This is a genomic window from Streptomyces tatrensis (assembly GCF_049310065.1).
Lineage (GTDB): Bacteria > Actinomycetota > Actinomycetes > Streptomycetales > Streptomycetaceae > Streptomyces.
In genome coordinates this window covers 4,270,083-4,291,750 of sequence record NZ_JBMDLB010000011.1, presented here as the reverse complement: position 1 = coordinate 4,291,750, position 21,668 = coordinate 4,270,083, and the positions used below count along the sequence as shown (strand labels likewise).

20 protein-coding genes and 1 pseudogene are annotated in these 21,668 nt (G+C 71.6%); 11 read left to right on the top strand and 10 right to left on the bottom strand.

Annotation, left to right across the window (positions count from 1 at the left end):
• Nucleotides 1–83: 83 nt before the first annotated feature.
• Genes ACODT5_RS35160 through ACODT5_RS35140 form a run of 5 tightly spaced genes read left to right on the top strand, consistent with a single transcriptional unit; the run spans nt 84 to nt 3,471 of the window.
• The gene (locus ACODT5_RS35160; protein ID WP_422523133.1) at nt 84–1,103 is read left to right on the top strand and encodes a radical SAM protein; all 1,020 of its coding nucleotides are present in this window, start codon (nt 84–86) and stop codon (nt 1,101–1,103) included.
• A complete protein-coding gene (locus tag ACODT5_RS35155; protein WP_422523132.1) occupies nt 1,100–1,747 on the top strand; it encodes a dTMP kinase in 648 nt (215 codons plus the stop codon). The genes ACODT5_RS35160 and ACODT5_RS35155 overlap by 4 nt, the downstream gene beginning before the upstream one ends.
• Nucleotides 1,740–2,219 (top strand): hypothetical protein, encoded by a 480-nt coding sequence (locus tag ACODT5_RS35150; RefSeq protein WP_422523131.1) that lies wholly within the window; start codon nt 1,740–1,742, stop codon nt 2,217–2,219. The genes ACODT5_RS35155 and ACODT5_RS35150 overlap by 8 nt, the downstream gene beginning before the upstream one ends.
• Nucleotides 2,216–3,007 carry an STM4013/SEN3800 family hydrolase gene (locus ACODT5_RS35145; RefSeq protein ID WP_422523130.1) on the top strand — a complete coding sequence of 264 codons (792 nt, stop codon included), beginning with the start codon at nt 2,216–2,218 and terminating at the stop codon, nt 3,005–3,007. The genes ACODT5_RS35150 and ACODT5_RS35145 overlap by 4 nt, the downstream gene beginning before the upstream one ends.
• Nucleotides 3,008–3,027: 20 nt before the next feature.
• Nucleotides 3,028–3,471 carry an NUDIX hydrolase gene (locus ACODT5_RS35140; RefSeq protein WP_422523129.1) on the top strand — a complete coding sequence of 148 codons (444 nt, stop codon included), beginning with the start codon at nt 3,028–3,030 and terminating at the stop codon, nt 3,469–3,471.
• Between the two features lie 96 nt (nt 3,472–3,567).
• On the opposite strand, the gene ACODT5_RS35135 is transcribed toward ACODT5_RS35140, so the two are convergent.
• Nucleotides 3,568–4,494, bottom strand: a complete 927-nt coding sequence (locus ACODT5_RS35135) for a cyclase family protein (protein WP_422525130.1) — start codon at nt 4,492–4,494, stop codon at nt 3,568–3,570.
• A 120-nt stretch (nt 4,495–4,614) separates the two neighbouring features.
• Between ACODT5_RS35135 and ACODT5_RS35130 the strand changes: the two genes are divergently transcribed.
• The 3 genes from ACODT5_RS35130 to ACODT5_RS35120 all read left to right on the top strand — a co-directional run bounded on the left by ACODT5_RS35130 (nt 4,615) and on the right by ACODT5_RS35120 (nt 7,938).
• The gene (locus tag ACODT5_RS35130; RefSeq protein WP_266907638.1) at nt 4,615–5,535 is read left to right on the top strand and encodes an SDR family NAD(P)-dependent oxidoreductase; all 921 of its coding nucleotides are present in this window, start codon (nt 4,615–4,617) and stop codon (nt 5,533–5,535) included.
• 100 nt (nt 5,536–5,635) lie between these two features.
• Entirely contained in the window at nt 5,636–6,874 is a 1,239-nt protein-coding gene (locus ACODT5_RS35125) for an acyl-CoA dehydrogenase family protein (protein ID WP_422523128.1), read from the top strand.
• Nucleotides 6,871–7,938, top strand: a complete 1,068-nt coding sequence (locus ACODT5_RS35120; protein WP_422523127.1) for a Zn-dependent alcohol dehydrogenase — start codon at nt 6,871–6,873, stop codon at nt 7,936–7,938. Before ACODT5_RS35125 ends, ACODT5_RS35120 begins: the two co-directional genes overlap by 4 nt.
• Before the next feature lie 10 nt (nt 7,939–7,948).
• Here ACODT5_RS35120 and ACODT5_RS35115 read toward each other — a convergent pair whose 3' ends face one another.
• The gene (locus tag ACODT5_RS35115; protein ID WP_422523126.1) at nt 7,949–8,896 is read right to left on the bottom strand and encodes a hypothetical protein; all 948 of its coding nucleotides are present in this window, start codon (nt 8,894–8,896) and stop codon (nt 7,949–7,951) included.
• Nucleotides 8,897–8,949: 53 nt separating this feature from the next.
• The gene (locus tag ACODT5_RS35110; RefSeq protein WP_422525129.1) at nt 8,950–9,567 is read right to left on the bottom strand and encodes a flavin reductase family protein; all 618 of its coding nucleotides are present in this window, start codon (nt 9,565–9,567) and stop codon (nt 8,950–8,952) included.
• A 116-nt stretch (nt 9,568–9,683) separates the two neighbouring features.
• Between ACODT5_RS35110 and ACODT5_RS35105 the strand changes: the two genes are divergently transcribed.
• On the top strand, nt 9,684–10,577 hold the full coding sequence (locus tag ACODT5_RS35105) for a hypothetical protein (RefSeq protein WP_422523125.1): 894 nt from the start codon (nt 9,684–9,686) through the stop codon (nt 10,575–10,577).
• Between the two features lie 277 nt (nt 10,578–10,854).
• Complete coding sequence (locus tag ACODT5_RS35100; protein WP_422523124.1) at nt 10,855–11,637, top strand: VOC family protein; 783 nt, start codon at nt 10,855–10,857, stop codon at nt 11,635–11,637.
• A 24-nt stretch (nt 11,638–11,661) separates the two neighbouring features.
• Here ACODT5_RS35100 and ACODT5_RS35095 read toward each other — a convergent pair whose 3' ends face one another.
• From ACODT5_RS35095 to ACODT5_RS35080, 4 genes and pseudogenes are all read right to left on the bottom strand, one after another.
• Nucleotides 11,662–12,465 (bottom strand): enoyl-CoA hydratase/isomerase family protein, encoded by an 804-nt coding sequence (locus ACODT5_RS35095; RefSeq protein ID WP_422523123.1) that lies wholly within the window; start codon nt 12,463–12,465, stop codon nt 11,662–11,664.
• A gap of 750 nt (nt 12,466–13,215) precedes the next feature.
• Nucleotides 13,216–15,257: pseudogene (locus ACODT5_RS35090) on the bottom strand (acetate--CoA ligase family protein).
• 517 nt (nt 15,258–15,774) lie between these two features.
• Nucleotides 15,775–16,116 (bottom strand): DUF5713 family protein, encoded by a 342-nt coding sequence (locus tag ACODT5_RS35085; protein WP_422523122.1) that lies wholly within the window; start codon nt 16,114–16,116, stop codon nt 15,775–15,777.
• A 107-nt stretch (nt 16,117–16,223) separates the two neighbouring features.
• Complete coding sequence (locus ACODT5_RS35080; protein WP_422523121.1) at nt 16,224–17,456, bottom strand: flavin-containing monooxygenase; 1,233 nt, start codon at nt 17,454–17,456, stop codon at nt 16,224–16,226.
• A gap of 183 nt (nt 17,457–17,639) precedes the next feature.
• On the opposite strand from ACODT5_RS35080, the gene ACODT5_RS35075 reads away from it, so the two are divergent.
• Nucleotides 17,640–18,104: a Zn-ribbon domain-containing OB-fold protein gene (locus tag ACODT5_RS35075; protein WP_422523120.1), complete on the top strand. Its 465-nt coding sequence runs from the start codon at nt 17,640–17,642 to the stop codon at nt 18,102–18,104.
• Nucleotides 18,105–18,541: 437 nt separating this feature from the next.
• Here the strand turns inward: ACODT5_RS35075 and ACODT5_RS35070 are convergent, their stop codons facing one another.
• The 3 genes from ACODT5_RS35070 to ACODT5_RS35060 all read right to left on the bottom strand — a co-directional run bounded on the left by ACODT5_RS35070 (nt 18,542) and on the right by ACODT5_RS35060 (nt 21,587).
• Nucleotides 18,542–19,219, bottom strand: a complete 678-nt coding sequence (locus ACODT5_RS35070; RefSeq protein ID WP_422523119.1) for a pyridoxine/pyridoxamine 5'-phosphate oxidase — start codon at nt 19,217–19,219, stop codon at nt 18,542–18,544.
• 118 nt (nt 19,220–19,337) lie between these two features.
• Entirely contained in the window at nt 19,338–20,267 is a 930-nt protein-coding gene (locus tag ACODT5_RS35065) for a D-alanyl-D-alanine carboxypeptidase family protein (protein ID WP_422523118.1), read from the bottom strand.
• A gap of 96 nt (nt 20,268–20,363) precedes the next feature.
• Nucleotides 20,364–21,587: an acetyl-CoA acetyltransferase gene (locus ACODT5_RS35060; RefSeq protein ID WP_422523117.1), complete on the bottom strand. Its 1,224-nt coding sequence runs from the start codon at nt 21,585–21,587 to the stop codon at nt 20,364–20,366.
• Nucleotides 21,588–21,668 lie beyond the last annotated feature (81 nt).

Here is a 21,668-nt window from a genome sequence, read left to right as displayed (position 1 = left end):
AATGAGTCACCAATCCAACGGCGGGGCCCCCACTGCTGCGCTCCTGCTCATGCCGTACTCGAACCGAACGCGAGGCGCACGACATGCTCTCAACCATCCCGTCCGTCGTCGGCACCGACTGGACCGCACTGCACAACTTCGCTGCCCTTCGGGGTCAGTTCCGCGTTTCCCTCACGCCCCGGTGCAACGTCGCCTGTTGGTTCTGCCACAACGAGGCCGACGTCCCACCGCCCCTCACCCACCGCGACCGGACCCGGCAGCCGCGTACTCGCCACTACGGGGCCGCCGAGTTCCTGACCGTTGTCAACGCGGCGATGAGCGCCGGGTTGAAGCGCGTGTTCTTCACTGGCGGTGAACCGCTGACCTCGCCTCTCGCCCGGGATGTCCTGACCGGACTGCGGCCGAGCGGCCCCGACGGCTCGTACACGCTGATCACCAACGGCACCCGGGTCCGCACCCATCAGGCATGGCTGTCGAAGACACCACTCGACACCGTGAAGGTCTCGCTGCACTACTTCTCCGACGAGTCCTTCAAGGCCATCGCCGGCACCCGCATCGGCATCGACTGCGTCCTGGACGGCATCGAGGCGGCCCGCGAGATCTTCGCCAACGTCGAGCTGAACTGTCTCCTCCAGAAGGAGAACGCGCACGAAATCCGAGACATCCTCACTTTCGCCCTCGACCGGCGTATGCCCGTCCAGTTCATCGAACTGGTGGGTACCGATTTCAACGAGGGCCGCGCCGTATCTGCTGTCCCCGCCGACGACATCATCTGCCACCTGCGGACCTTGACCAGCGACGAGCGGACCGAGATCGCCGGAGTCGGGCAGGGCCGCCGCATCTTCCGCGTGGACGGGGTGGAGATCGACGTCATCCACCGCAACCTCGGCCGCCACCACGTCGGCCAGTGCGGCACGTGCCCCGTCCGCCCGAAGTGCGTCGAAGGATTCTGGGCCCTGCGTGCCGACCACGCCGGCGGCCTACAGCCATGCCTCCTGCGCGACGACCTCCGCCTGGACGTCAAGCACCTCCTGGGCGACCCGGCCCGCCTCGCCGAGGCCGTTGCCGGACACGTCACGGCCTTCACCGAGGGAGTCCTGTGAACCGCACCGAGGCCCTGCCTTCCGCCTTCCAGCACATCGCGTACGACGAGCACCACGCCCACCCCTTCGTCGTCCTCGAAGGCGTATCAGGAATCGGGAAGTCCACCCTGGCCGCACTCCTCGCCCACCGCTTCAACGGCACCAGCCTGCACACCCTCACCCCGCCTCACTCCGGCTGGTCGGACGAAGCCCATCGCATGAGCCCGATGCCCAGTCTGGCTTTCTACCTCTCCGGACTCCTGCACGTCTCCGACCGCGTCCGCAGCGCTCTGGCTCTCGGCCCCGTTATCGCCGACCGATACGCACCTTCGGTGACCGCCTGCCAGGCCGCCATCCACGGCGTCGACACGACGGACGTGGACCGCCTCATGGCCCCGTTCCTCCCCTACTTGGTGGTGCCCACCCACACCTTCTACCTGCGGTGCTCTCATGCCACCTTGCGTGAACGGATGGCCGTGAAGGACGACACGAAGCGGGACGACACCGACCTGTTCGGCATCCCGGGCCGTCTCAAACAGCTCATGACGAACTTCGGGACGGTCGCCGCTAACGATCCCAACGCGATCGTCCTGGACACCGACGGCCTCACCCCCGATGACCTCGCCGACACCATCACCGCCCACATGGAGAACCCGCGTGCTTGATCCCATCGACACAGACGCGGTCATCCGCGACGGCGGTGCCACCGGACGCTTCCCCCATGAGATCCACACCGGCGTCGCCTGGTGGATGGCCGCCAGCTACGTCGTCACCGCCCGCTTGGACGCGCTCGTGGTCGCCTACGACGGGCAGCCGGCCACCGCCGAATTCTTCGACCGCATGTGCCTGGGCGTCATCAATGCTCAGCACTACGCCTGTCTGGTCCTCGACCGGGGCGCGGCCGACCGGGAAGAGCTCTTGGCCGCGATGGAGGAACTGGGCCGCGTCCCCGGCATGTACGCCTCCACCAGGAGCGGAACCGCCACCCTTACCCTCTACGACCACGACGGAGCTCCCCTGACCGAGCACACCGGCCTCCACCTCATCCGCCGCATGATTGCCGAGGATCGCGTCCCGATCCCCGTCAATGCCGGATCCAAGGGCCGCATCCAGCGCTACGAGAAGGCGGCCCGGTGATCAACGCCGCCGATGTCATCGACTCGGGCACCAGCATCCTCTTCGTCACCCTCGATTCCCTCCGGTACGACGTCGCCCGCGCCACCACTCACGCCGGAAGGACTCCACAGCTCGCCAAGCTCCTACCTGGCGGCCAGTGGGAAGAACGCCGTACCCCCGGCACCTTCACGCTCCCCGCGCACATGGCGTTCTTCTCGGGGTTCCTGCCCAAGCTCCCGCAGCCCGAGCAGCCCCCGCGCCTGTGGGAGTGCCGTCCACCTGCGTTCAAGGAAGTTGACCCCCGCACCTTTGTGTTCGACGCGCCGAACCTTCTCACTGGGCTCGTCCAGCACGGCTACCGCACCGTGTGCGTCGGCGGTGTCACCTACTTCTCCCGCGAGACCCCGCTGGGTTCCGTCCTCCCGGACCTGTTCGACGAGGACCACTGGCGCCCGGAATTCTGCTCCCCCGAACCCGACTCCACCCGCCACCAGGTCGATGAAGCCTTCCGCCTCGCCCAGAGTTACCAGTGCCGCCCGTTGTTCCTGTTCGTCAACGTCTCCGCCACCCACGTCCCCCACGGCCACTACCTCGGTGACAGTGTCGACAACTGGGCCTCGCAGAGCGCAGCCCTCGCCTACGCGGACGAACACCTCGGCCGCCTGATCGCCGGCCTCACCCGAACGAAACGCTGGCTCGTCATCATCTGCGCGGACCACGGCGACGCCTTCGGTGAAGACGGCTACCACGGACGCGGCATCGCCCACCCGACGGTGATGAATGTGCCGTTCGCCGCCATGTACATCTAGCGGCTCATTACGCTCAAACCATGGACGCACACCCCGAAGAAATGCGCTCCGCCGCTGTGGTGGTCGCCCGCGACGAGACCGGCCTGGTCGCGCTGCTCGCCTCCCGCTTCCCCCGCCACGGCGGCGACTTCCTGTTCCTGCCCGGCGGACGCATGGAGCCCGGCGAAGACCCCGAGACGTGCGCCCGCCGTGAGCTGCGCGAGGAGGCTGGGGTCACCGCCACCCTCTGGCGCCCGCTCGGCGCGTATGCCATCACCCTCGGCGCCACGGCCCGCGTTCACCTGTACCTCGCCGAAGGGCTGACCCTTGGCTCACAGGATCTGGAGCCCTCCGAAGCCGACTTCAAACTCACCTGGTGGCCGATGGCCGAGGCCATCAAAGCGGCCACCGAAGGCCGCTTCCTCCTCCAGGGCGGCCCCCTCGCGCTCCTCCTTGCCGAACGGGCCGACATCATGGCCGTATAGCAACCCCCATAGCGATGCCCCACACCTGAGCCGGCGGGAGCGGGGCATCCCTGTGTCCGCAGGGCATGCGCGCCGGGCCGGCGGCAGGCCCCCGCCTCAGAGGATGGCGACCGGGGCCACCGGGGTGCCCACCGCGCCGACGAAGGGTTCCGGCATGGCGGAGAGGAGGAACGAGTAGCGGGACTCTTCCGCACAGGCTGTGGACAACTTTTCCAGGTTCCAGTTCTGGCCCTGGTGCATGCCCATCTCGACCAGGTCCAGGGCGTGCACCGGCAGCCACAGGTTCTCTATCTCCGGCGGGAAGATCTCGAAGGTCAGCGTGTCGTTCGCGACGGCCGCCACGTCCCGCGCGTGGAACCACTCGGGCGTACGGACGGACAGGCCGGGCGACGGGTAGCCGTAGCCGTGCTTGTCGCCCGCCAGGTAGACCTGCACCTGGCCGGTGCGGACCAGGACGATGTCGCCCGCGCGGACGGTGACCCCGCCGAACTCCTCGGCCTGCTCCAGGTCCTGCGGGGTCACCGCGTGGCCGCCGGGGAGCCGGTCCAGGCCCTTGGCGCGGGCGACGTCCAGCAGGACCCCGCGCGAGACGATGTGCCCGGCCTTGTCGATGCCGCTGAACTCGGCCCGGCCGTGCGCCGTGATGGTGCCGGCCGGGCGGCCGTTGTAGATCTTCCCCGAGTGCGAGACGTGCGTGAGCGCGTCCCAGTGCGTGCCCGCCTGGAGTCCGAAGGTCACCGCGTCGTCGCTGCACGCCACCGTGCCCGGTCCGAAGAGCTCCTGGTTGATCTGCACCATCGTGTGCAGCGGGTTGATCCGGCCGGGGATCATGCCGGACTGCACCCCGTCCTCCTTGAGGGGGAGGGCCAGGGGGATGCGGCGCCCCGTGCGGATCTCGGCGGCCGCCGCGCGGACCACCTCGTCGGTGATGAGGTTGAGGGTGCCGATCTCGTCTTCGGCGCCCCACCGGCCCCAGTTGTTGACGCGCTTGGCGATGTCGTGGAACTCGGCGGGCATGGCCATGGATCTCATCAGCTCCTCGGATGGGAAATGAACTGCGGAAGCGAACTGGGGCTTGTGCTCGTGCATCTGACTGCCCATAGAATCTAACGGACCGTCAGAAAACGCGGGAAGGGGCCGGACGTGGGGAACTTCTTGGCAGGCAAAGTCGTCGCCGTCACAGGCGCCGGCCGGGGCATCGGGCGGGCCGTGGCACTCGCCGCGGCCGCCGAAGGTGCCAAGGTCGTCGTCAACGACTACGGCGTGGGCATGGAGGGCAACGAGCCCACCAGCGAGATCGCCGAAGCGGTGGTGAAGGAGATCGTCGCCGCGGGCGGCGAGGCCGTGGCCGTCGCCGACGACATCTCGACCATGGCGGGCGGCCAGCGCATAGTCGACACCGCGCTCGCCCAGTACGGACGCATCGACGGAGTCGTGTGCGTCGCCGGCATCCTGCGCGAGCGGATGCTGTTCAACATGTCCGAGGAGGAGTGGGACCCCGTGGTCGCCACCCACCTCAAGGGCACATTCACCGTCTTCCGCGCCGCCTCCGCAGTCATGCGGCGCCAGGGCACCGGCACGCTGATCGGCTTCACCAGCGGCAACCACCAGGGCTCGGTGGCCCAGGCCAACTACAGCGCGGCCAAGGGCGGGATCATCTCGCTCGTCCGCTCCGCCGCGCTGGGCCTGGCCAAGTACGGGGTCACCTCCAACGCCGTCGCACCCGTGGCGCGCACCCGGATGTCGGCCAACGTTCCGATGGAGCTCAAGGAGATCGGCGAGCCCGAGGACGTCGCGGCGCTCGTGACCTACCTGCTCTCCGACAAGGCCGTGGCCGTCGGCGGCGAGAAGATCACCGGGCAGGTCTACACGATCGCCGGCCCGAAGATCGCCGTCTGGGCCCAGCCCCGCGAACTGCGCGCCGGCTACGCCGAGGGCTCCTGGACCCCCGAGAAGATCGCCGACTTCCTGCCCGGGACCGTCGGCACCGACCCGATGCCGATGCTCGCCCAGCTCGAAGCCATGGCCAAGGCGGCGGCCGCCAAGGACCGCCCCAACGCATGACCCCTGGCCGGGTGTTCGGAGTGGATGGGCGCGTACGCGTGCCACGGCGCGAGAGACCGGCGGCCACAGGGGCCGGACAGCACCCGAGGGGGCACTGACCATGGACTTCGGCTTCGACGACGAGGACGAGGTGTTGCGCGGCCGAGCCCGGGAGTGGCTGGCGGAGCACCTCACGGGGCCCTACGAGGAGGCCGTCGGCCTCGGCGGCCCCGGCAGCGAGCACGAAGGAGTCGAGGTCCGGCGCGCGTGGGAGCGCGAGCTGGGCCGCGGCGGCTGGATCGGCCAGGGCTGGGAGGCGGAAGGGGGACCGGCGGGCGCCTACGGCAACCGGCGCCTGTCCCTCACCGGGCAGGTGGTGTGGGCCGAGGAGTACGCGGCCGCGCGCGCCCCGGCCCGGGTCGGCCACATCGGCGAGAACCTCCTCGCGCCGACGCTGATCGCCTACGGCTCCCCGGAGCAGCGGGCCCGCTTCCTCCCCGGCATCGCCCGCGGCGAGGAGCTGTGGTGCCAGGGGTACTCCGAACCGGGCGCCGGCTCCGACCTCGCGGGAATCCGTACGACGGCGGTACGGGACGCGGGCGGAGGCGGGACCGGGCCGTACCGGGTCACCGGGCAGAAGATCTGGACCTCGCTCGCCCAGGACGCCGACTGGTGCTTCGTCCTGGCGCGCACCGGGGCCGGTTCCGAGCGGCACCGCGGGCTGTCCTTCCTCCTGGTCCGCATGGACCAGCCGGGGAAGGTCGAGGTCCGGCCCATCCGGCAGATGTCGGGGACCTCCGAGTTCAACGAGGTGTTCTTCGACGGGGCCGTCGCCGCCGAGGTGGTGGGCGGGGAGGGCAACGGCTGGTCCGTGGCCATGGGCCTGCTCGCGCTGGAGCGCGGGGTCTCCACGCTCGTCCAGCAGATCGGCTTCGCGGCCGAACTGGAGCGCGTGGTCCGGGCGTACGTGGACGCGGGCTCCGGCGACCCGGTCCTGCGCGAACGCCTCGTACGGCAGTGGGCCGAGCTGCGCACGATGCGGTGGAACGCGCTGCGGACGCTGGGCGGCTCGGGCGCCGCGGGCAGCTCGGGCGGGGACCCCGGCGCGCCCAGCGTGGCGAAGCTGCTGTGGGGCGGCTGGCACCGGCGGCTCGGGGAGCTGGCGGTGGAGGTCCGGGGCGCGGTGGCCACGGCCGGGCCGGGGCAGTGGTCGCAGGGGACCCCGTACGAACTCGGACTCGACGAGGAGCAGCGGCTGTTCCTGTTCACCCGTGCCGACACCATCTACGGCGGCTCGGACGAGATCCAGCGCAACATCATCGCCGAGCGCGTGCTCGGCCTGCCTAAGGAGTCCAGGTGAGAGGCGTCGTATTCGACGGCAAGCAGGCCCAGGTGGTCGACGATCTGGAGATCCGGGACCCGGGGCCGGGGGAGGTGCTGGTCGCGATAGCGGCGGCCGGGCTGTGTCACAGCGATCTGTCGGTGATCGACGGGACGATCCCGTTCCCGCCGCCGGTGGTGCTCGGGCACGAGGGCGCGGGCGTGGTGGAGGCGGTCGGTTCCGGGGTCACGCACGTGGTGCCCGGCGACCACGTCTCGCTGTCCACGCTGGCCAACTGCGGGGCGTGCGCGGACTGCGACCGCGGCCGGCCGACGATGTGCCGCAAGGCGATCGGGATGCCGGGGCAGCCGTTCTCGCGGGGCGGCAAGCCGCTCTTCCAGTTCGCGTCCAACTCGGCCTTCGCGGAGCGGACGATCGTCAAGGCCGTGCAGGCGGTGAAGATCTCCAAGGACATTCCGCTGACCTCGGCCGCGCTGATCGGCTGCGGGGTCCTGACGGGCGTGGGCGCCGTACTGAACCGGGCCAAGGTCGACCGCGGGGAGACGGTGGTCGTCATCGGCACCGGCGGCATCGGGCTGAACGTGCTCCAGGGCGCGCGGATCGCGGGTGCCACCACCATCGTGGCGATCGACGCGAACCCGGCGAAGGAGGCGGTGGCCCGGCAGTTCGGCGCCACGCACTTCATCGACGCCTCGGCGGTGGCGGACTCCTCGGCGGCCGTGAAGGAGATCCTCCCCACGGGCGCGGACCACGCCTTCGAGTGCGTGGGCAACGTCAAGCTGATCCGGCAGGCGATCGACCTGCTGGACCGGCACGGACAGGCGGTCCTGCTCGGCGTGCCCGGCTTCAAGGAGGAGGTGGCCTTCCAGGTCTCTTCCATGTACCTCGACAAGACGATCATGGGCTGCCGGTACGGGTCCTCGCGCCCGCAGCGGGACATCGCGCTCTACGCGGAGCTCTACCGGCAGGGCAAGCTGCTGCTCGACGAGCTGGTGACGGAGGTCTACCCGGTCGAGGACTTCGACAAGGCCGTGGACGACGCCCACCACGGGCGGGTGGCCCGGGGGGTCCTCACGTTCTGAGCCCGGATGACTAGCTCGATGTGGTCGATTTGGTCGACTCGTTCGGCTCGCTGACCTCGCGGCCGGCTCTGCGCACCTGGCGCAGGGCCAGCCAGGGGGTGAGCGCCGCCAGTGCGGCCGCGCCCCGGGCGAACCCGTCGGCCCGGGACTCCAGGGCCACGGGCAGCAACAGGACGATTCCGACGAGCAGGATCCCGAAGGCGGGAAGGTGCACCCGGGCGCGGAAGCGCCGCAGGGTGTGCACGAAGTGGGCGTCGGCGGCCTTCAGCGCCCGGGCCGCGAAGACGAGGGCGGGCACCCCGACCATGATGTAGAGCATGACGACGAGCGATCCGAGGCCAGGCGGCCCGGTCTGGACCTCGATGTCCGGGTGCGCGCGGGCGTAGTACAGATCGACCTTCATCCCCGGTTCGGGCGGCCCGATCGTCTTGAAGCTCCGGAGCACGAGCTCGCGTACCTCGCCGCTGTCGTAAGGCACCTGGAAGGCGAGGTCGGCGGTGTACAGCTCCTTGCGCGAGGCGCTCTTCTTCCCGGTGGGCTCCGGCGTGCTCAGGACCCGCGACACGGGGATCCGGTGCGCGTCGATCCCGGCCCGCTCCAGTCGCTCCTGCTCACGGCCGAAGTCGCCGGTCACGGTGAAGGCGAGCAGGAGGGCGGCGGCACTGGCGAGGACGGTGCCGACGGCCAGCAGCCGGGACAGGCCCCGGCTCGGTTGCCGGGCGGGCCGCAGCCCGGGCCGTGCCTCGGCAGGGCCGGTCCGGGCCCGGCGGGAGGCCACGATCCAGCAGGCGGCCAAGAGCACCGTGATGGCGGCGAGGGCGAGCTCGGTCTTCAGCGGCGGGTACGGGTCCAGCTTGATCCACACGGCCCCGACCGTGGCGGCCGCGCTGATCAGCATGAGCCGGCCCGTGACGGCGGTCCACCTGCTGCGACCCGGCTCGTAGTACGTGTGTCTCATGGCCCCCCGCCCGTTCGAGATCCGCAGGATAGCGGCAGCGGCGGGGGGATCCGTCAGTCGGCGAAGCGGCCGAAGCGGCCCTTGTGGAAGAGGAGGGGCTCGCCCTCGCCGGCCGCGCCCATGGCCTCGACCTTGCCCACCACGATGAGGTGGTCCCCGCCGGTGTGCACGGCGTGGATCCGGCAGTCGATCCAGGCGGGCACCGCTTCGAGCTGCGGCGAACCCGTGGCGGGGGCCGGGGTGTGGGCGACGCCGGCGAACTTGTCGGCGCCGCTGACCGCGAAGGCCCGGCACAGCTCGCCCTGTTCGGCGCCGAGGATGTTCACGCAGAACACCCCGGTGCGCGCGATGCGGGGCCAGGTGGTCGACGTACGGGCCACCATGAAGGTGACCAGCGGCGGGTCGAGGGAGAGCGAGGCGAAGGACTGGCAGGCGAAGCCGGCCGGGCCCTCCTCGTCCTCGCCGGGCGGGGAGGTGATGATCGTGACCCCGCTGGCGAAGTTCCCCAGTACGGCGCGGAACTCTGCCGGGCTGACGGGCGCGCGTTCGTCCTCGCCGACGGCCCGCAGATCGGGGCGGGGCAGTGCTTCGACGGGCTCGGCCCCGGGCTCCGCCGCGGCGGAGGGGAGGGAGCCGACTGATCTGAGGTATCGGACGACGGTGGCCGCCATCCCTGCGTGTCCCATCACATCACCGATTGAAGCTGACGGTTCGTCAGATGGGAAGGGGAGTGTAGGGTCCACGTGGATTGAACGTGTTCAATAGTGTGGGGATGCGGGGGCTCGTCATGTCGAACCACGTGGGTGTCGCGCCGCGGATCAGACGTTCCTGGACCGGCATCGCGCCCGGCGCGGAAACCGTCGCCGCGGCGCAGTTCCTCGTCGGGGCGCTGCTCTGGTGGGTCTCCCCGGGCGAGAGCGACGCGTACGGCGTGGGTTACGGCACGTTCGCCATCGGCCTGATCCTCGAGGTGGCCTTCGCGTGCGTCTTCCTGCCGCTGTTCGCGGCCGTGGCGGGCTGGGTGCACAGCACGCTCGTCACCACGCCGGTGATGGAACTCTCCAACGCCGTGGGCCTGCGCACCCGGATCTCCGCGCCGCGGTGGGCCCTGCCGGTCCTGGTCCTGCTCGCAGGCGTGTACGCCGCACCGGTGGCCCTGCTGATCCGCACCTCCTACCTCGCCACGTGGGGCTGGATCGCGGCCGCCGGGGTGCTCCCCGTGGGGGTCGCGGTGTACGCGCGGATGCGGCAGCGCAGGAAGCTCCGGATGCGGCTGTGGACGCTGGCGGCGACCGCGTTCGCGGTACCGGCCGCCCTCGTCGCGGGCTTCCTCATGCCTCCGTACCAGCCGCCGGCCCTGGAGCGCGGCGACTACGTCGGCGAGTGGGCCGGCTCCGGCGTCCGCCTGGAACTCGACGCCGAGGGCGGGGCGATGGCGGAGAAGCTGCCCGTGGACGACGGGTTCGGCGTGACGGACCGCTGCTCGGGGCGCGGGACCTGGGAGCACACCGGGGGATCGGACGACGGCTACGGGCCGGGCGTGGCCTTGTCCGTCGCGGAGTGCGAGGAGGCTTCGCTGTACTGGCGGGTGGCGGGCAGCGAGGAGGAGCCGCAGCTGTTCGTGCTGATCGGTGACCCGGACAGCGGGGACGTGCGGATCCTGCGGAAGCAGGCGCGGTAGGTGCGGTAGGCGCTCGGGGCGGGGCCCGGGGGCTGCTTGGCCACCGCGTCCACCGCGTCCATCGGGTCGCACATCCCACGGATGCGGACACGGGAGCGGGAGTGGCGCGGCCGTACGGGTGAATCCACCGCCGTGCGGAGTCCCCTGGAGCGCGGGCCACGGACGGGCTCGGCATCGTGGCGGGGGACCGGAGACCCGGAGACCCGGAGACCCGGGGACCCGGGGACCCGGTGACAGGACCCCGCCGCAGTAGCGGCGCACGCACAGGAGGAACCTCATGCTCGGCACCGATTTCCGCAAGGGATCGCCCAACTGGCTCGACCTCGGGAGCCCCGACACCGACGGGGCCGTCTCGTTCTACACCGGAGTCTTCGGCTGGGAGTTCCTCTCCCTCGGCCCGGAGGCGGGTGGTTACGGCTTCTTCCAGGTCGGCGGGAAGACCGTCGCCGCGCTGGGGCCGCTCACCGAGGAGGGCGCCACCCCGGCGTGGATGCTGCACTTCAACACCCCCGACATCCAGGAGACGGCGGCGGCCGTCAAGGCGGGCGGCGGAGTGGTGCGCATGGAGCCCGGGGACGTCATGGGGGAGGGCTGGCTGGCGCAGTTCACCGACCCGCAGGGCGCTGAGTTCGCGTGCTGGCAGCCGGGGAAGACCGCCGGGCTGGGGCGGACCTCCGAGGTGAGCAGTCTGGTCTGGGCGGAACTGCACGTCCCCGACCCGGTCGCGGCCGTCGAGTTCTACGCCGGGCTCTTCGGGTGGCGCTCCGCGGAGATGGAGGCCCCCGGGATGACGTACCGGGTACTGAGCATCGCCGACGGGGACCAGGAGGACGGCTCCTTCGGCGGGGTCGCGCCGCAGGGCGACGGTGCGAATGAAGTCCCGCGCTGGGTGCCGTACTTCAACGTCGCCGACGTGGACGCGACCGTAGCCGCCGTCCGGGGCGGCGGGGGCTCGGTCCTGATGCCCGCCGCCGACGTCCCGGAGGTCGGCCGGATGGCGTGGACCGCGGACCCGACGGGAGCGGTGTTCGCGCTGCTCACGCCGGATCCGGGTATGTAGCTGTAGCTGTAGCCATAGCTCCGGCTACCGGCCGAGGTACTTCGGGGTGCGGCGCTCCACGAAGCTGGCGACCCCCTCGTTCGCGTCGGCCGTGGTCATGTTGAGCTCCTGGGCGGTGGCCTCGGCGGCGAGCGCCGTCGCCCGGTCGCCGTCCAGGGAAGCGTTGACCAGCTGCTTCGTCAGGGCCAGGGCGCGGGTGGGGCCCTGCGCGAGGCGCTCCGCCCACTCCCGGGCGGTCTCCTCCAGCGCCTCTGCGGGCACCACCTTGTTCACCAGGCCGAGCCGCTCCGCCTCGGCGGCCGGGACGGCGTCGCCGAAGAACATCAGCTCCTTCGCCTTCTGCGGGCCGAGGAGGCGGGGGAGCAGGTACGCGCCGCCGCCGTCGGGGACCAGGCCGCGGCGGACGAACACCTCGATGAAACGGGCCGGTTCGGCGGCGATGACCAGGTCGCAGGCGAGCGCGAGGTGTGCGCCGATGCCGGCTGCGGTGCCGTTCACTGCGGCGATGACCGGCTTCTCGCAGTCGAGCACGGCCGTGATCAGGCGCTGCGCGCCGAGCCGGATCATGCGGGCCACGTCCCCGACGACCCGCTCCGCGGGGGTGGCGGGGGATCCTCGGAGGTCGGCGCCCGCGCAGAAGCCCTTGCCGGTGGCGGTGATGACGACGGCGCGGACGTCGGGGTCTGCGGAGGCCTCGGCCAGCAGGGCGATGACGCGCTCGCGCTGGTCCCAGGTGACGGCGTTCATGGCCTCCGGGCGGTTGAGGGTGATCCAGGAGACGCCGCTCTCGAAGCGGTGGAGGACGTGGTCCTCCGGGGTGGGGGTCATGGGGGAACTCCTGTTCGTGGGTGGGTGCGGCGCCGTTGCCGGGGACCGGTCCCCGGGCCCCTGCGCCTCAAACGCCGGCGGGGCTGGGGGTGGCCTTGGTCGGTGGGGGCTGCGGGTGGGGGTCGGTGCCGGGTGCGGGGTGGGGTGTCGGCCTGGACTGCATGATTTAGGCGCCCTCTGTTCTGCTTCGACAGCTTGGGCTTCTCTGGCGCCACAAATCACGCTTTACGTCCAGTCCGACACCCCACCCCGCCCCCGTCCCCGACCCCGCCGAGCCTCCGACCCCGGCCGGGGGGAACGTCCGACCCTGGTCGGGGGGAACGTCCGACCCCGACCGGGGGGAACGTCCCGTCCCGCCCGGGTCCGAGCGGTCCCTCCCGCCCGGGTCCGAGCGGTCCCTCCCGCGCTGGGGTCCGAGTGCTCTGTCCTCCCGCCCGGGGGGCCGAGTGGTCCCTCCTGGTTGGGGGTTCGAGTGTTCCGTCCCGGCCGGGGTTTGATCTTTTAGCCGTCCGGCGTTTGAGGACCGGGGTCTGGGGCGGAGCCCCAGGGGGTCCGGGCGCAGCCCGGGGCCCCCGCTTTCAGCCCGTCCGGCGTTTGAGGACCGGGTCAGGGCCGGCCCTGGGAACGGTGGAAGGGCGGGTAGGGGACTCCGCCCCGCGCAGCGGGGGGCCGGGGCGCGGGCCCCGGATCGGCGTCCGCCCGGCGCCGGAGCCGGGCGGCGCCGGGCGAGGACGGCAGGGCCACCGGAGGTCAGTGGCAGATGGCCAGCGCGTCCAGGGCCACCGCCCCCTGGCCCCGAGGAAGCACCATCAGGGGATTGATGTCGAGCTCGGAGAGTTCGTCGCCCAGTTCCATCGCCATCCGCTGCACCCGGAGGATGACCTCCACCAGCGCGTCGACGTCGGCGGGGGCGCCCCCCGTACGCCCTCCAGCAGCGCGTGCCCGCGGAGTTCCCCGAGCATGGCTCGGGCCTGGTCCTCCCCGAAGGGCGGGACCCGGACGGCCACGTCGTGCAGGACCTCCACCAGGACCCCGCCCAGCCCCACCGTCACCGTGGGGCCGAAGAGTTCGTCCTGGGTGACCCCGACGACCATTTCGACGCCGCGCTCCACCATCTGGCAGACGAGGATCCCGTCCAGCGGGACGTTCTCGTAGCGTGCGATGTCCGTCAACTCGCGGTAGGCGTCGCGGATCTGACTCGCCGAGGTCAGGCCGATCTTGACCAGGCCCAGTTCCGTTTTGTGCGCGAGCTGAGGGCCCGAGGCCTTCATGACGACCGGGTAGCCGACCAGTCCGGCCGCCCGTACGGCCGCTGCGGCGCTGGTCACCAGTTGTTCGCGGGGCACGCGTATCCCGTAGGCGCGCAGGAGCTGCTTCGCCGCGTGTTCGCTGAGCTGCTGGCCCGGGCGCATGAGGGCCTGGGCCTTGCGGAAGGAGGGCGAGGTGGTGCGCGGGGCGTCCTCGAAGGGGGAGCGGTAGGAGGAGGTGAAGCGGTGGTGGCCGAGGTACGCGCGGACGGCGGTGATGCAGTTGCCGAACGTGCGGAAGGTGGCGACCCGGGAGGAGCCGAGGAGCGTGGTGCGGTAGGCCTCCTCCGTGCCGACCGGGGAGCCCCAGATCACGCAGATCAGTTTGTTCGTTTGCTCGGCCGCGTCCACCAGGTCCTGGGCGAGCTTGTCGCTCATGGGAGGGAAAGGGCCCGTGATCGGGCAGATCAGGACGCCGACCGAGGGGTCCGCGAGGATCGCGTCGATGATTTTGCGGCCTCGCCAGTCGCCTACCGGGTGGCCGCCGTTGTCCACGGGGTTGGAGACGCCCAGGTAGGAGGGAATCCATTGGTGCAGTTCGTCCTGCTTGGCCTGGGAGAGGGTGGGGATGCTGAGCCCCGCCTCGGTCGCCAGGTCGGAGAAGTGGGCGCCGGTGCCACCGGAGATGGAGTAGACGACCACTCCGTCGGCGAGGGGCTTGCGGGCGCGGGCCAGGAGGGCCGCGGTGTCCTGGAGTTCGTCGAGGCCGTCGACGCGGATGACGCCGAACTGCCGCATGGCGGCGTCCACGACGGTGTCCGCGCCGGTCAGCTTCCCGGTGTGGGAGGCGGCCATGCGGGCGCCGGTCTCGGTGCGGCCGACCTTGACGGCGACGACGGGTACGCCGTTGCGGGCGGCCCGGTCGGCGGCGAGGAGGAACTGCCGGCCGTCCTTGAGGCCTTCGACGTAGCAGGCGATGGCCCCGACCTCGGGCTGCTCGGCGAAGTAGGAGATGAAGTCGGAGGTTTCGAGGTCGGCCTCGTTGCCGGTGGGCGCCCAGTGGGAGAGGCGGATGCCCAGCTCCTGGAGGGTGTAGACCGGCCGGCCCTGGTGGCCGGACTGGGTGATGAGCGCGATGGCCGGGCCGTCGAGGTCGTCGCGGAACTTCTCGAAGGCGTTGAGGTTCGTGTTGGGCCCGAGGAGGCGCAGGCCCGAGCGCCGTACGGCGGCGCCCAGGCGGGCTTGCGCGGCGGCGCCCTCGTCGCCGGTCTCGGCGAAGCCGGAGGCGAAGGCCACGGCGAACTTCACCTTGGCTTCCGCCAGTTGCTCGACGATCGGGAGCGGGTCGGCTACGAGGAGGACCGCGAGGTCCACCTGTTCGGGCAGGTCGGCCACGGAGGCGTGGCACGGCAGCCCGAAGACCGTGGCCCGGGTGGGGTGCACGGGGTGCAGCCGGGCACCGACGCGTTCCGCCCAGGCGATGAGCTGGCGGGTGATGCCGGTGTTCGGTCTGCCGTCGGCGTCCGAGGCGCCGATGACCGCCACGGACTCGGGCCGGAAGAACCGGTCCAGGTCGGGGGCGTCGGCGTGCAGGGGCCGACCGCTGACGTCCAGCGCGACCGTGTCCTCGGCGGACGGCGCCGCTGTGGAGTGGACGGCCGTCCTGGGGGTCTCCCCGCAGGCCTCGACACGTGCGCGGAAGTCGGTGGTGAGGGTGCCGTGAGTAGATCCAAGCATCGTTCCGCCCGCTCCTGCTCGATGAACCTCGACGAATCTCAATAACTGACGCGTAGTCAGATTACTGAACTGACGTGCCGTCAGGAACAGGGATGCACAGGAAAGCTGGTGGAGGTGCTGTGTGGAACGCTCGCGGCCCGGCTCCCGGACACGCCTCAGGGCCGTCCCGGGGTGGGTTCTGGGTCGGCTTCCGGGGCCTTCCTGGGAACGGTCTCAGATCGCCGCGGGCCGGTCCAGACCATTATTCGGCCGAGGTCAGGAGCGTGCGACGGTGCTGCGGGAGCGGCCTCCCCGGCCCGGCCGGTCTCGCCGCCCGAGGGGCTGCTCACCACTCCCGGGGGGCGATGAGCGCCTCGATGTCCGCGTCCGCGAATCCGTATGCGGAGGCCACGAACCCGAAGTCCTCGGCTATCTCCTCGCGCGCCACGGTCTCGATTTCGCTCCCCGCGGCCTCGAACTCCGCCTCCAGGAGGTTGAACTCCTCGGTCGCCGCCCCCGTCAGCACGTACAGCGCGGGCAGGTTCGCCGGTTGCTCGGCCTCGATGCGCGCGCACAGCCGGAGCAGGATGGCCCGGCCCTTGTCGAGGACGTGATCCGGGTAGTACGCGTCCCGGTAGAGCGGCTCCAGGAAGGGGCGGGTTGCTGCTTGCTGGTTTGTGATCGACACGGTGATCCCCCATGGCTTCGGTGGTGGTCCGGCGTGCCGATGCTGCCCCAGGCCACTGACAACTGGCCTGAGGGGCAGGGGGAGGGCCTGGGGTGGCTGGGGAGGGCTTACGGGGCGACCGTGCGGGCGATGTGCTTCGCGATCTTCTTTGCGTCCAGGGTCAGTTCGCGGATGTTGCCGCTGATGGGGTTGGTGAAGCCGGTGAAGTAGAGGCCCGGGGCGTCGGGTGGGGTGTTCGCGCCGTGGGTGCGGGGGCGGCCTCGGTCGTCCAGTACGTCGAGGCCGTCGAGCAGGCCCTCCAGGGCGCGGCGGTAGCCGGTGGCCGCGATCACGGCGTCCGGGGTGATCCGTGAGCCGTCCGCGAGGACCACCTCGGCTCCGTCGAAGGACTCGACTGCGGCCACGGGCTCCACCCGGCCCGTGCGGACCGCGTCGATCAGGCCGACGTCCTGGAGCGGGATCGACCCCTGCTTGACCCTGGTGTACAGGCCGGTGGTGGGGCGCGGGAGGCCGTACGCGGACAGGTCCGGGACCGAGGCCTTGCCGACGATCGCGCCGAGCCGGTCGACGAGCCGGACGGGCAGGTGCCGGACCAGGATCCCGGTCCGCTGCGAGGGCCAGCCGGCGGTGGAGCGGCGCAGGATGTGCGGGGCCGTGCGCACCGCGAGCCGGACCCGGGCGGCGCCGCCCTCGGCGAGGTCGACCGCTATTTCGGCGCCGGTGTTGCCGACGCCGACGACGAGGACGTCCTGGCCGGCGTAGGGGGTGGGGTTTCGGTACTCGGAGGCGTGGGCGAGCGGGCCCGGGTAGGTGTTCCGGCCGGGCCAGTCGGGGACGAGGGGGGTGTGGTTGTACCCGGTCGCGACCACCACCGCCCGGGCAGCCATGACGCGGCCGCCGGTGGCGTGCAGGGTCCAGCCGGGGGCTTGGGGGTTCGTGGGGTCCGCGGAGTTCGCGGAGTTCGCTGAGTCCGTGGGGGCCGCCGAGTGTGTGGTGGGCTCGAGGCGGGTCACCTCGATGCCGGTGGCGATCTCCAGCTCGTGGAACTCGGCGTACTTCTCCAGGTAGCGCACCACGTTCTCGCGCGCGACCCAGCGTCCGAAGCGGCGCGGCATGGCCAGGCCCGGCAGGGCGGAGAGGCGGCGGGTGGTGTGCAGGTGGAGGCGGTCGTAGTGCCGCCGCCAGGAAGCGCCGACCGACTCCGACTTCTCGACGACCACCGCGCGGACCCCGCGGGCGCGCAGCGCGGCGGCGACGGCGAGGCCGCCGGGGCCGGCGCCGATCACGTAGACCGGGCGGGGCTGGGTGGACAGGTCGGGTGCTGTGGGGGCTCCGGGCATGAGGTGTGAGCGTATCGCCGTACGCGGGCGGTGGGTCTCGGACGAGGAGGGAATCGGTTGCGGATCGATTACGGGGAGTGGTGGCGGGGGGTGGGGTGTGGTGGCGGGGAGTCGTGGTGGGTGGGTGTCGGGGGTGGGGGCTTGTGGGATGGGGGCGGATCCGGTGAACTGACGGGACGTCAGATGGGTGTGTCCCGGAGGAGTGGTGTCGTGAGTACTGGAGCCGGTACGGCTGCGCGGTTCGACCTGCCGGAGATCGACGACTTCACGCGGCCCTACTGGGACGCGGCGGCGGAGGGGCGGCTGTTGCTGCGCCGCTGCGGGGAGTGCGGCAAGGCGCACCACTATCCGCGGGAGTTCTGCCCGGCCTGCTGGGCGGGGGAGGACCGGGTGACGTGGGAGACGGCGAGCGGGCGGGCCACGCTCTACACCTGGTCGGTGGTCCATAGGAACGACCTGCCGCCCTTCGGGGAGCGGGTGCCGTACGTGGCGGCGGTGGTGGACCTTGCGGAGGGGCCGCGGATGATGACCGAGGTCGTCGGGGCGGAGGGGGCGGAGGGGGCGGAGTTGCGGGTGGGGATGGACCTGGTGGTGTCCTTCCGGGAGGCGGCGGAGGGGGTTTGGGTGGCGGTGTTCGCGGTGGCCTGAGCGTCGTGGTCGGCCTGGTGGCCGGCTTCGGCTGTCCGGTGGCCCGCGCGGCCGGCTGCCGCTGTCCGGCTTGCCCGGTGGCCCGGTGGCCCGGTGGCCCGGCTGTCTGGCGGCCCGGCTGGCCGGACGACCCTGCGGGTGCCGTTGGGTGGGTGCGGGTGGTCGGCCCTGCGGGGCGGAGTCCCCTACCCGCCCTTCCTCCGTTCCCAGGGCTCTGCCCTGACCCGGTCCTCAAGCGCCGGACGGGCTGGAGGGGTACCGGGCTGCGCCCGGACCCCCTGGGGCTCCGCCCCAGACCCCGGTCCTCAAACGCCGGACGGCTGAAGAGCCCCGGACCCCGGTCCTGAAACGCCGGACGGGTGGGAAGCCCCCCGGTCCTCGGACGCCGGATGGGTGGGAAGCCTCGGACCCCGGTCCTCATGCCCCGGGCGGCTGGGTCAGGGCCACAGGAGGTGGTGGGTCCACGGGGTGGTGGGGGTGCGGGTGTACCGGAGGCGGGTGTGGAGGCGGGCCGGGTCTCCCTGGAAGAACTCGATCTCCGTGGGGGCGAGGACGTACCGGGTCCATGTCGGCGCCGGGGCGTCCGGTTCCGTGCCCGCCCGCTCCCAGGACTCCGCCGCGACGGCGGCCAGTTCCTCCCGGGAGGCCAGCACCTCGCTCTGCCGGCCCGTCAGGGCCGCCGCCAGTGCTCCGCGCGTGCGGGCGGCCAGGTCGGCCCGGCTCTCCGTCGCGTCGCAGGCGGTGACCCGTCCCCGGACGCGGATCTGGCGGGCCACCGCCGGCCAGTAGAAGCCCAGCGCCGCCGCCGGCTGCCCGGCCAGCTGGCGGCCCTTCGTGCTGGTGGAGTGCGAGGCGAAGTGCAGGCCGCGCTCGTCGGCGTCGTGCAGCATGAGCGTCCGTACGTCGGGCCGGCCGTCCGCGTCCACCGTCGCCAGGCTCATCGTGTGCGGCTCGGGCTGCCCCGCCTTGGCGGCGTGAACGAACCACTCCCGGAACAGGCCGAGCGGGTCGGCCGGTGCGGTGGCCGTGTCGAAGGACGGCAGCGGGCCGTCCCAGACGCGGAGGGTGTGCAGGGTGGTGTGGAAGTCGTTCAGGTCGCGTGCGTCGCTCGTCATTGGTCGATCGAACACCACGGGACAGCCGAACGGGGGCACCCCGGCCGACCGGTTCGGTCGGGCGGAGCGCCCCCGTGGACGTCTGCGTGCGTCAGCAGGACGTCAGGGCGTCACGACATCAGTCGAGGACGTCCGGGATGGGCTCGGTGGCGCTGCGCTGGAGCGTCGACGTGGTGGACGGGCCGGCGGCCCAGTCGATGAGCTTGATCGCGTCCGCGTAGCGCTCCTCGTCCTTCAGCAGGACGCCGATGACGGTCTTGCCGTTACGGGTCGCGGCGAAGACGATGCACTTGCCCGCGGCCGTTCCGGTGCCGGTCTTGACGCCGATGGCGCCCTGGACCGCGTAGCCGCCGGGACGGGGCTGGATCAGCAGGTTGGTGTTCTTCCACGTGGCGACGGTGGACGTGCCGCCGCTGCTGTACGCGGTGGTCTTCACGATCGCCTTGAAGTGGGTGTAGCGCATCGCCGCGCGGGTGAGCTTCGCGAGGTCGCGCGCGGTGATGTAGTTGTTGCCGTTCGAGATGCCGTCGAAGGTGTCGTAGTGGGTGTTGGTCATACCAAGGTCCTTCGCCTTGGTGTTCATCTTCGAGATGAAGCTCTGGACGCGTGCCGCCCTGGTCGTGCCCTGTCCGAAGGTGTCGGCGAGCGCGTAGGCCGCGTCGCAGCCCGAGGGCAGCATCATCGCGTACAGCAGCTGGCGCACGGTGGGGGTGGCGCCGGCCTTCAGGTAGGCCGAGCTAGCGCCCTCGCGGGCGACGTAGTTCAGGTGCTCCTGCTGGATCGTGACCTTCTTGTCGAGGTCGAGGCTCGACCTCGTGAGGACGACCAGAGCCGTCATGATCTTCGTGGTGCTGGCCCCCTCGCGCTTGGTGTCGCCCGACTTGCTCGTGAGCGTGGCGCCCGTGGAGGCGTCCATCACGAAGGCGGAGGCGGCGGTGTTCGGCGGCGCGGCGACCGCGTTGGCCGGCGAGGCGACCGTCAGCAGGGCGCCCGTGGCGACGGTGACGGCGAGAGCGGCGCGAGAACGCCGCAGCAGGTTCGATATCAAGTCAGTTCCCGTGATGGCTGGAGATTCCCCGAAGGGGTCTTGGACACCGAGGTGTCCGACCCCTCCGGGAGCTTACGCAGCCGCACCGACAAGGCGTCAGTCCCGTCCGAGAATCAGGGTCCCCGACGAGCAGAACCATCCGCCCGTGCCCGAGGCGATGGCCACCTGTGGGAGGGTTCCGCCGCGTTTGCGCACCTGGCCCTCGCCCGCCTCGCCGCGGAGTTGGCGTACCGCCTCGACGAGCAGGAAGAGGCCGCGCATGCCGGGATGGCAGGCGGAGAGTCCGCCGCCGTCCGTATTGACCGGGAATTCGCCGTCCCGCAGGAGGCGGCCTTTCTCCACGAATGCGCCGCCCTCGCCCTTCGCGCAGAAGCCGAGGTCCTCCAGAGTGACCAGGGTCATATAGGTGAAGGCGTCGTAGATCTCGGCGAGGTCCACGTCCGCCGGGGTGAGCCCGGCGCGGGCGAAGGCCTGGCGGCCCGAGACGGCCGCGGGGGAGACGGTGAAGTCCTCCCACTCCGACATCGTGGTGTGCGAGACGGCGGTGCCGGAGCCGAGGATCCACACGGGCTCCTTGGCGGTGTCCGGTACGTAGTCCTCCGCGGCCAGCAGGACCGCGCAGCCGCCGTCCGAGCGGATGCAGCAGTTCAGCTTCGTGAAGGGGTCCGCGATCATCCCGGAGGACAGGACGTCGTCGACCGTGATGGGGTCGCGGAACATCGCGTCCGGGTTGGTGGCGGCGTTCGCCCGTGCCTGCACGGCCACTTCGGCGAGCTGCTCCAGCGTCGTGCCGTACTCGTGCATGTGGCGGCGCGCGGCCATCGCGTACTTGGAGACCAGCGTGTGCCCGTACGGGACCTCGAACTGCAGGGGGCCGCGGGCACCGAAGGAGAGGTTCGAGGTGCGGCGGCGGGCCTTGATGTCGGCGCGCGCGGTGGAGCCGTAGACGAGGAGGACGGCGTTGGCGTGGCCGGCGGCGATGGCGTCGGCGGCGTGGGCGGCCATGACCTCCCAGGTGGAGCCGCCGACCGAGGTGGAGTCGACCCAGGTGGGGCGCAGGCCCAGGTACTCGGCGACCTCCACGGGCGCCAGGATGCCGAGGCCGGCCGAGGCGAAGCCGTCGATCACCGAGCGGTCCAGGCCGGAGTCGGCCAGGGCCCGGCGGGCGGCCTGCGCGTGCAGGGCGTACGGGGTGGGGCCGTCCACCCGGCCGCAGTCCGAGAGGGCGACGCCGACGACGGCGACCCGGCGGGGCCGGGCCCGAGGGCCGGTGGTGGCCGTGGCGGCGGAGGCGGAGAGGGGTCCAGGTGTGACAGGCATGGAGCCGACGGTACAACTGACGTACCGTCAGATGCTAGGGGTGTCGACTTCGGCCCCTTCGGCCTTTCCGGTTCCTCCAGC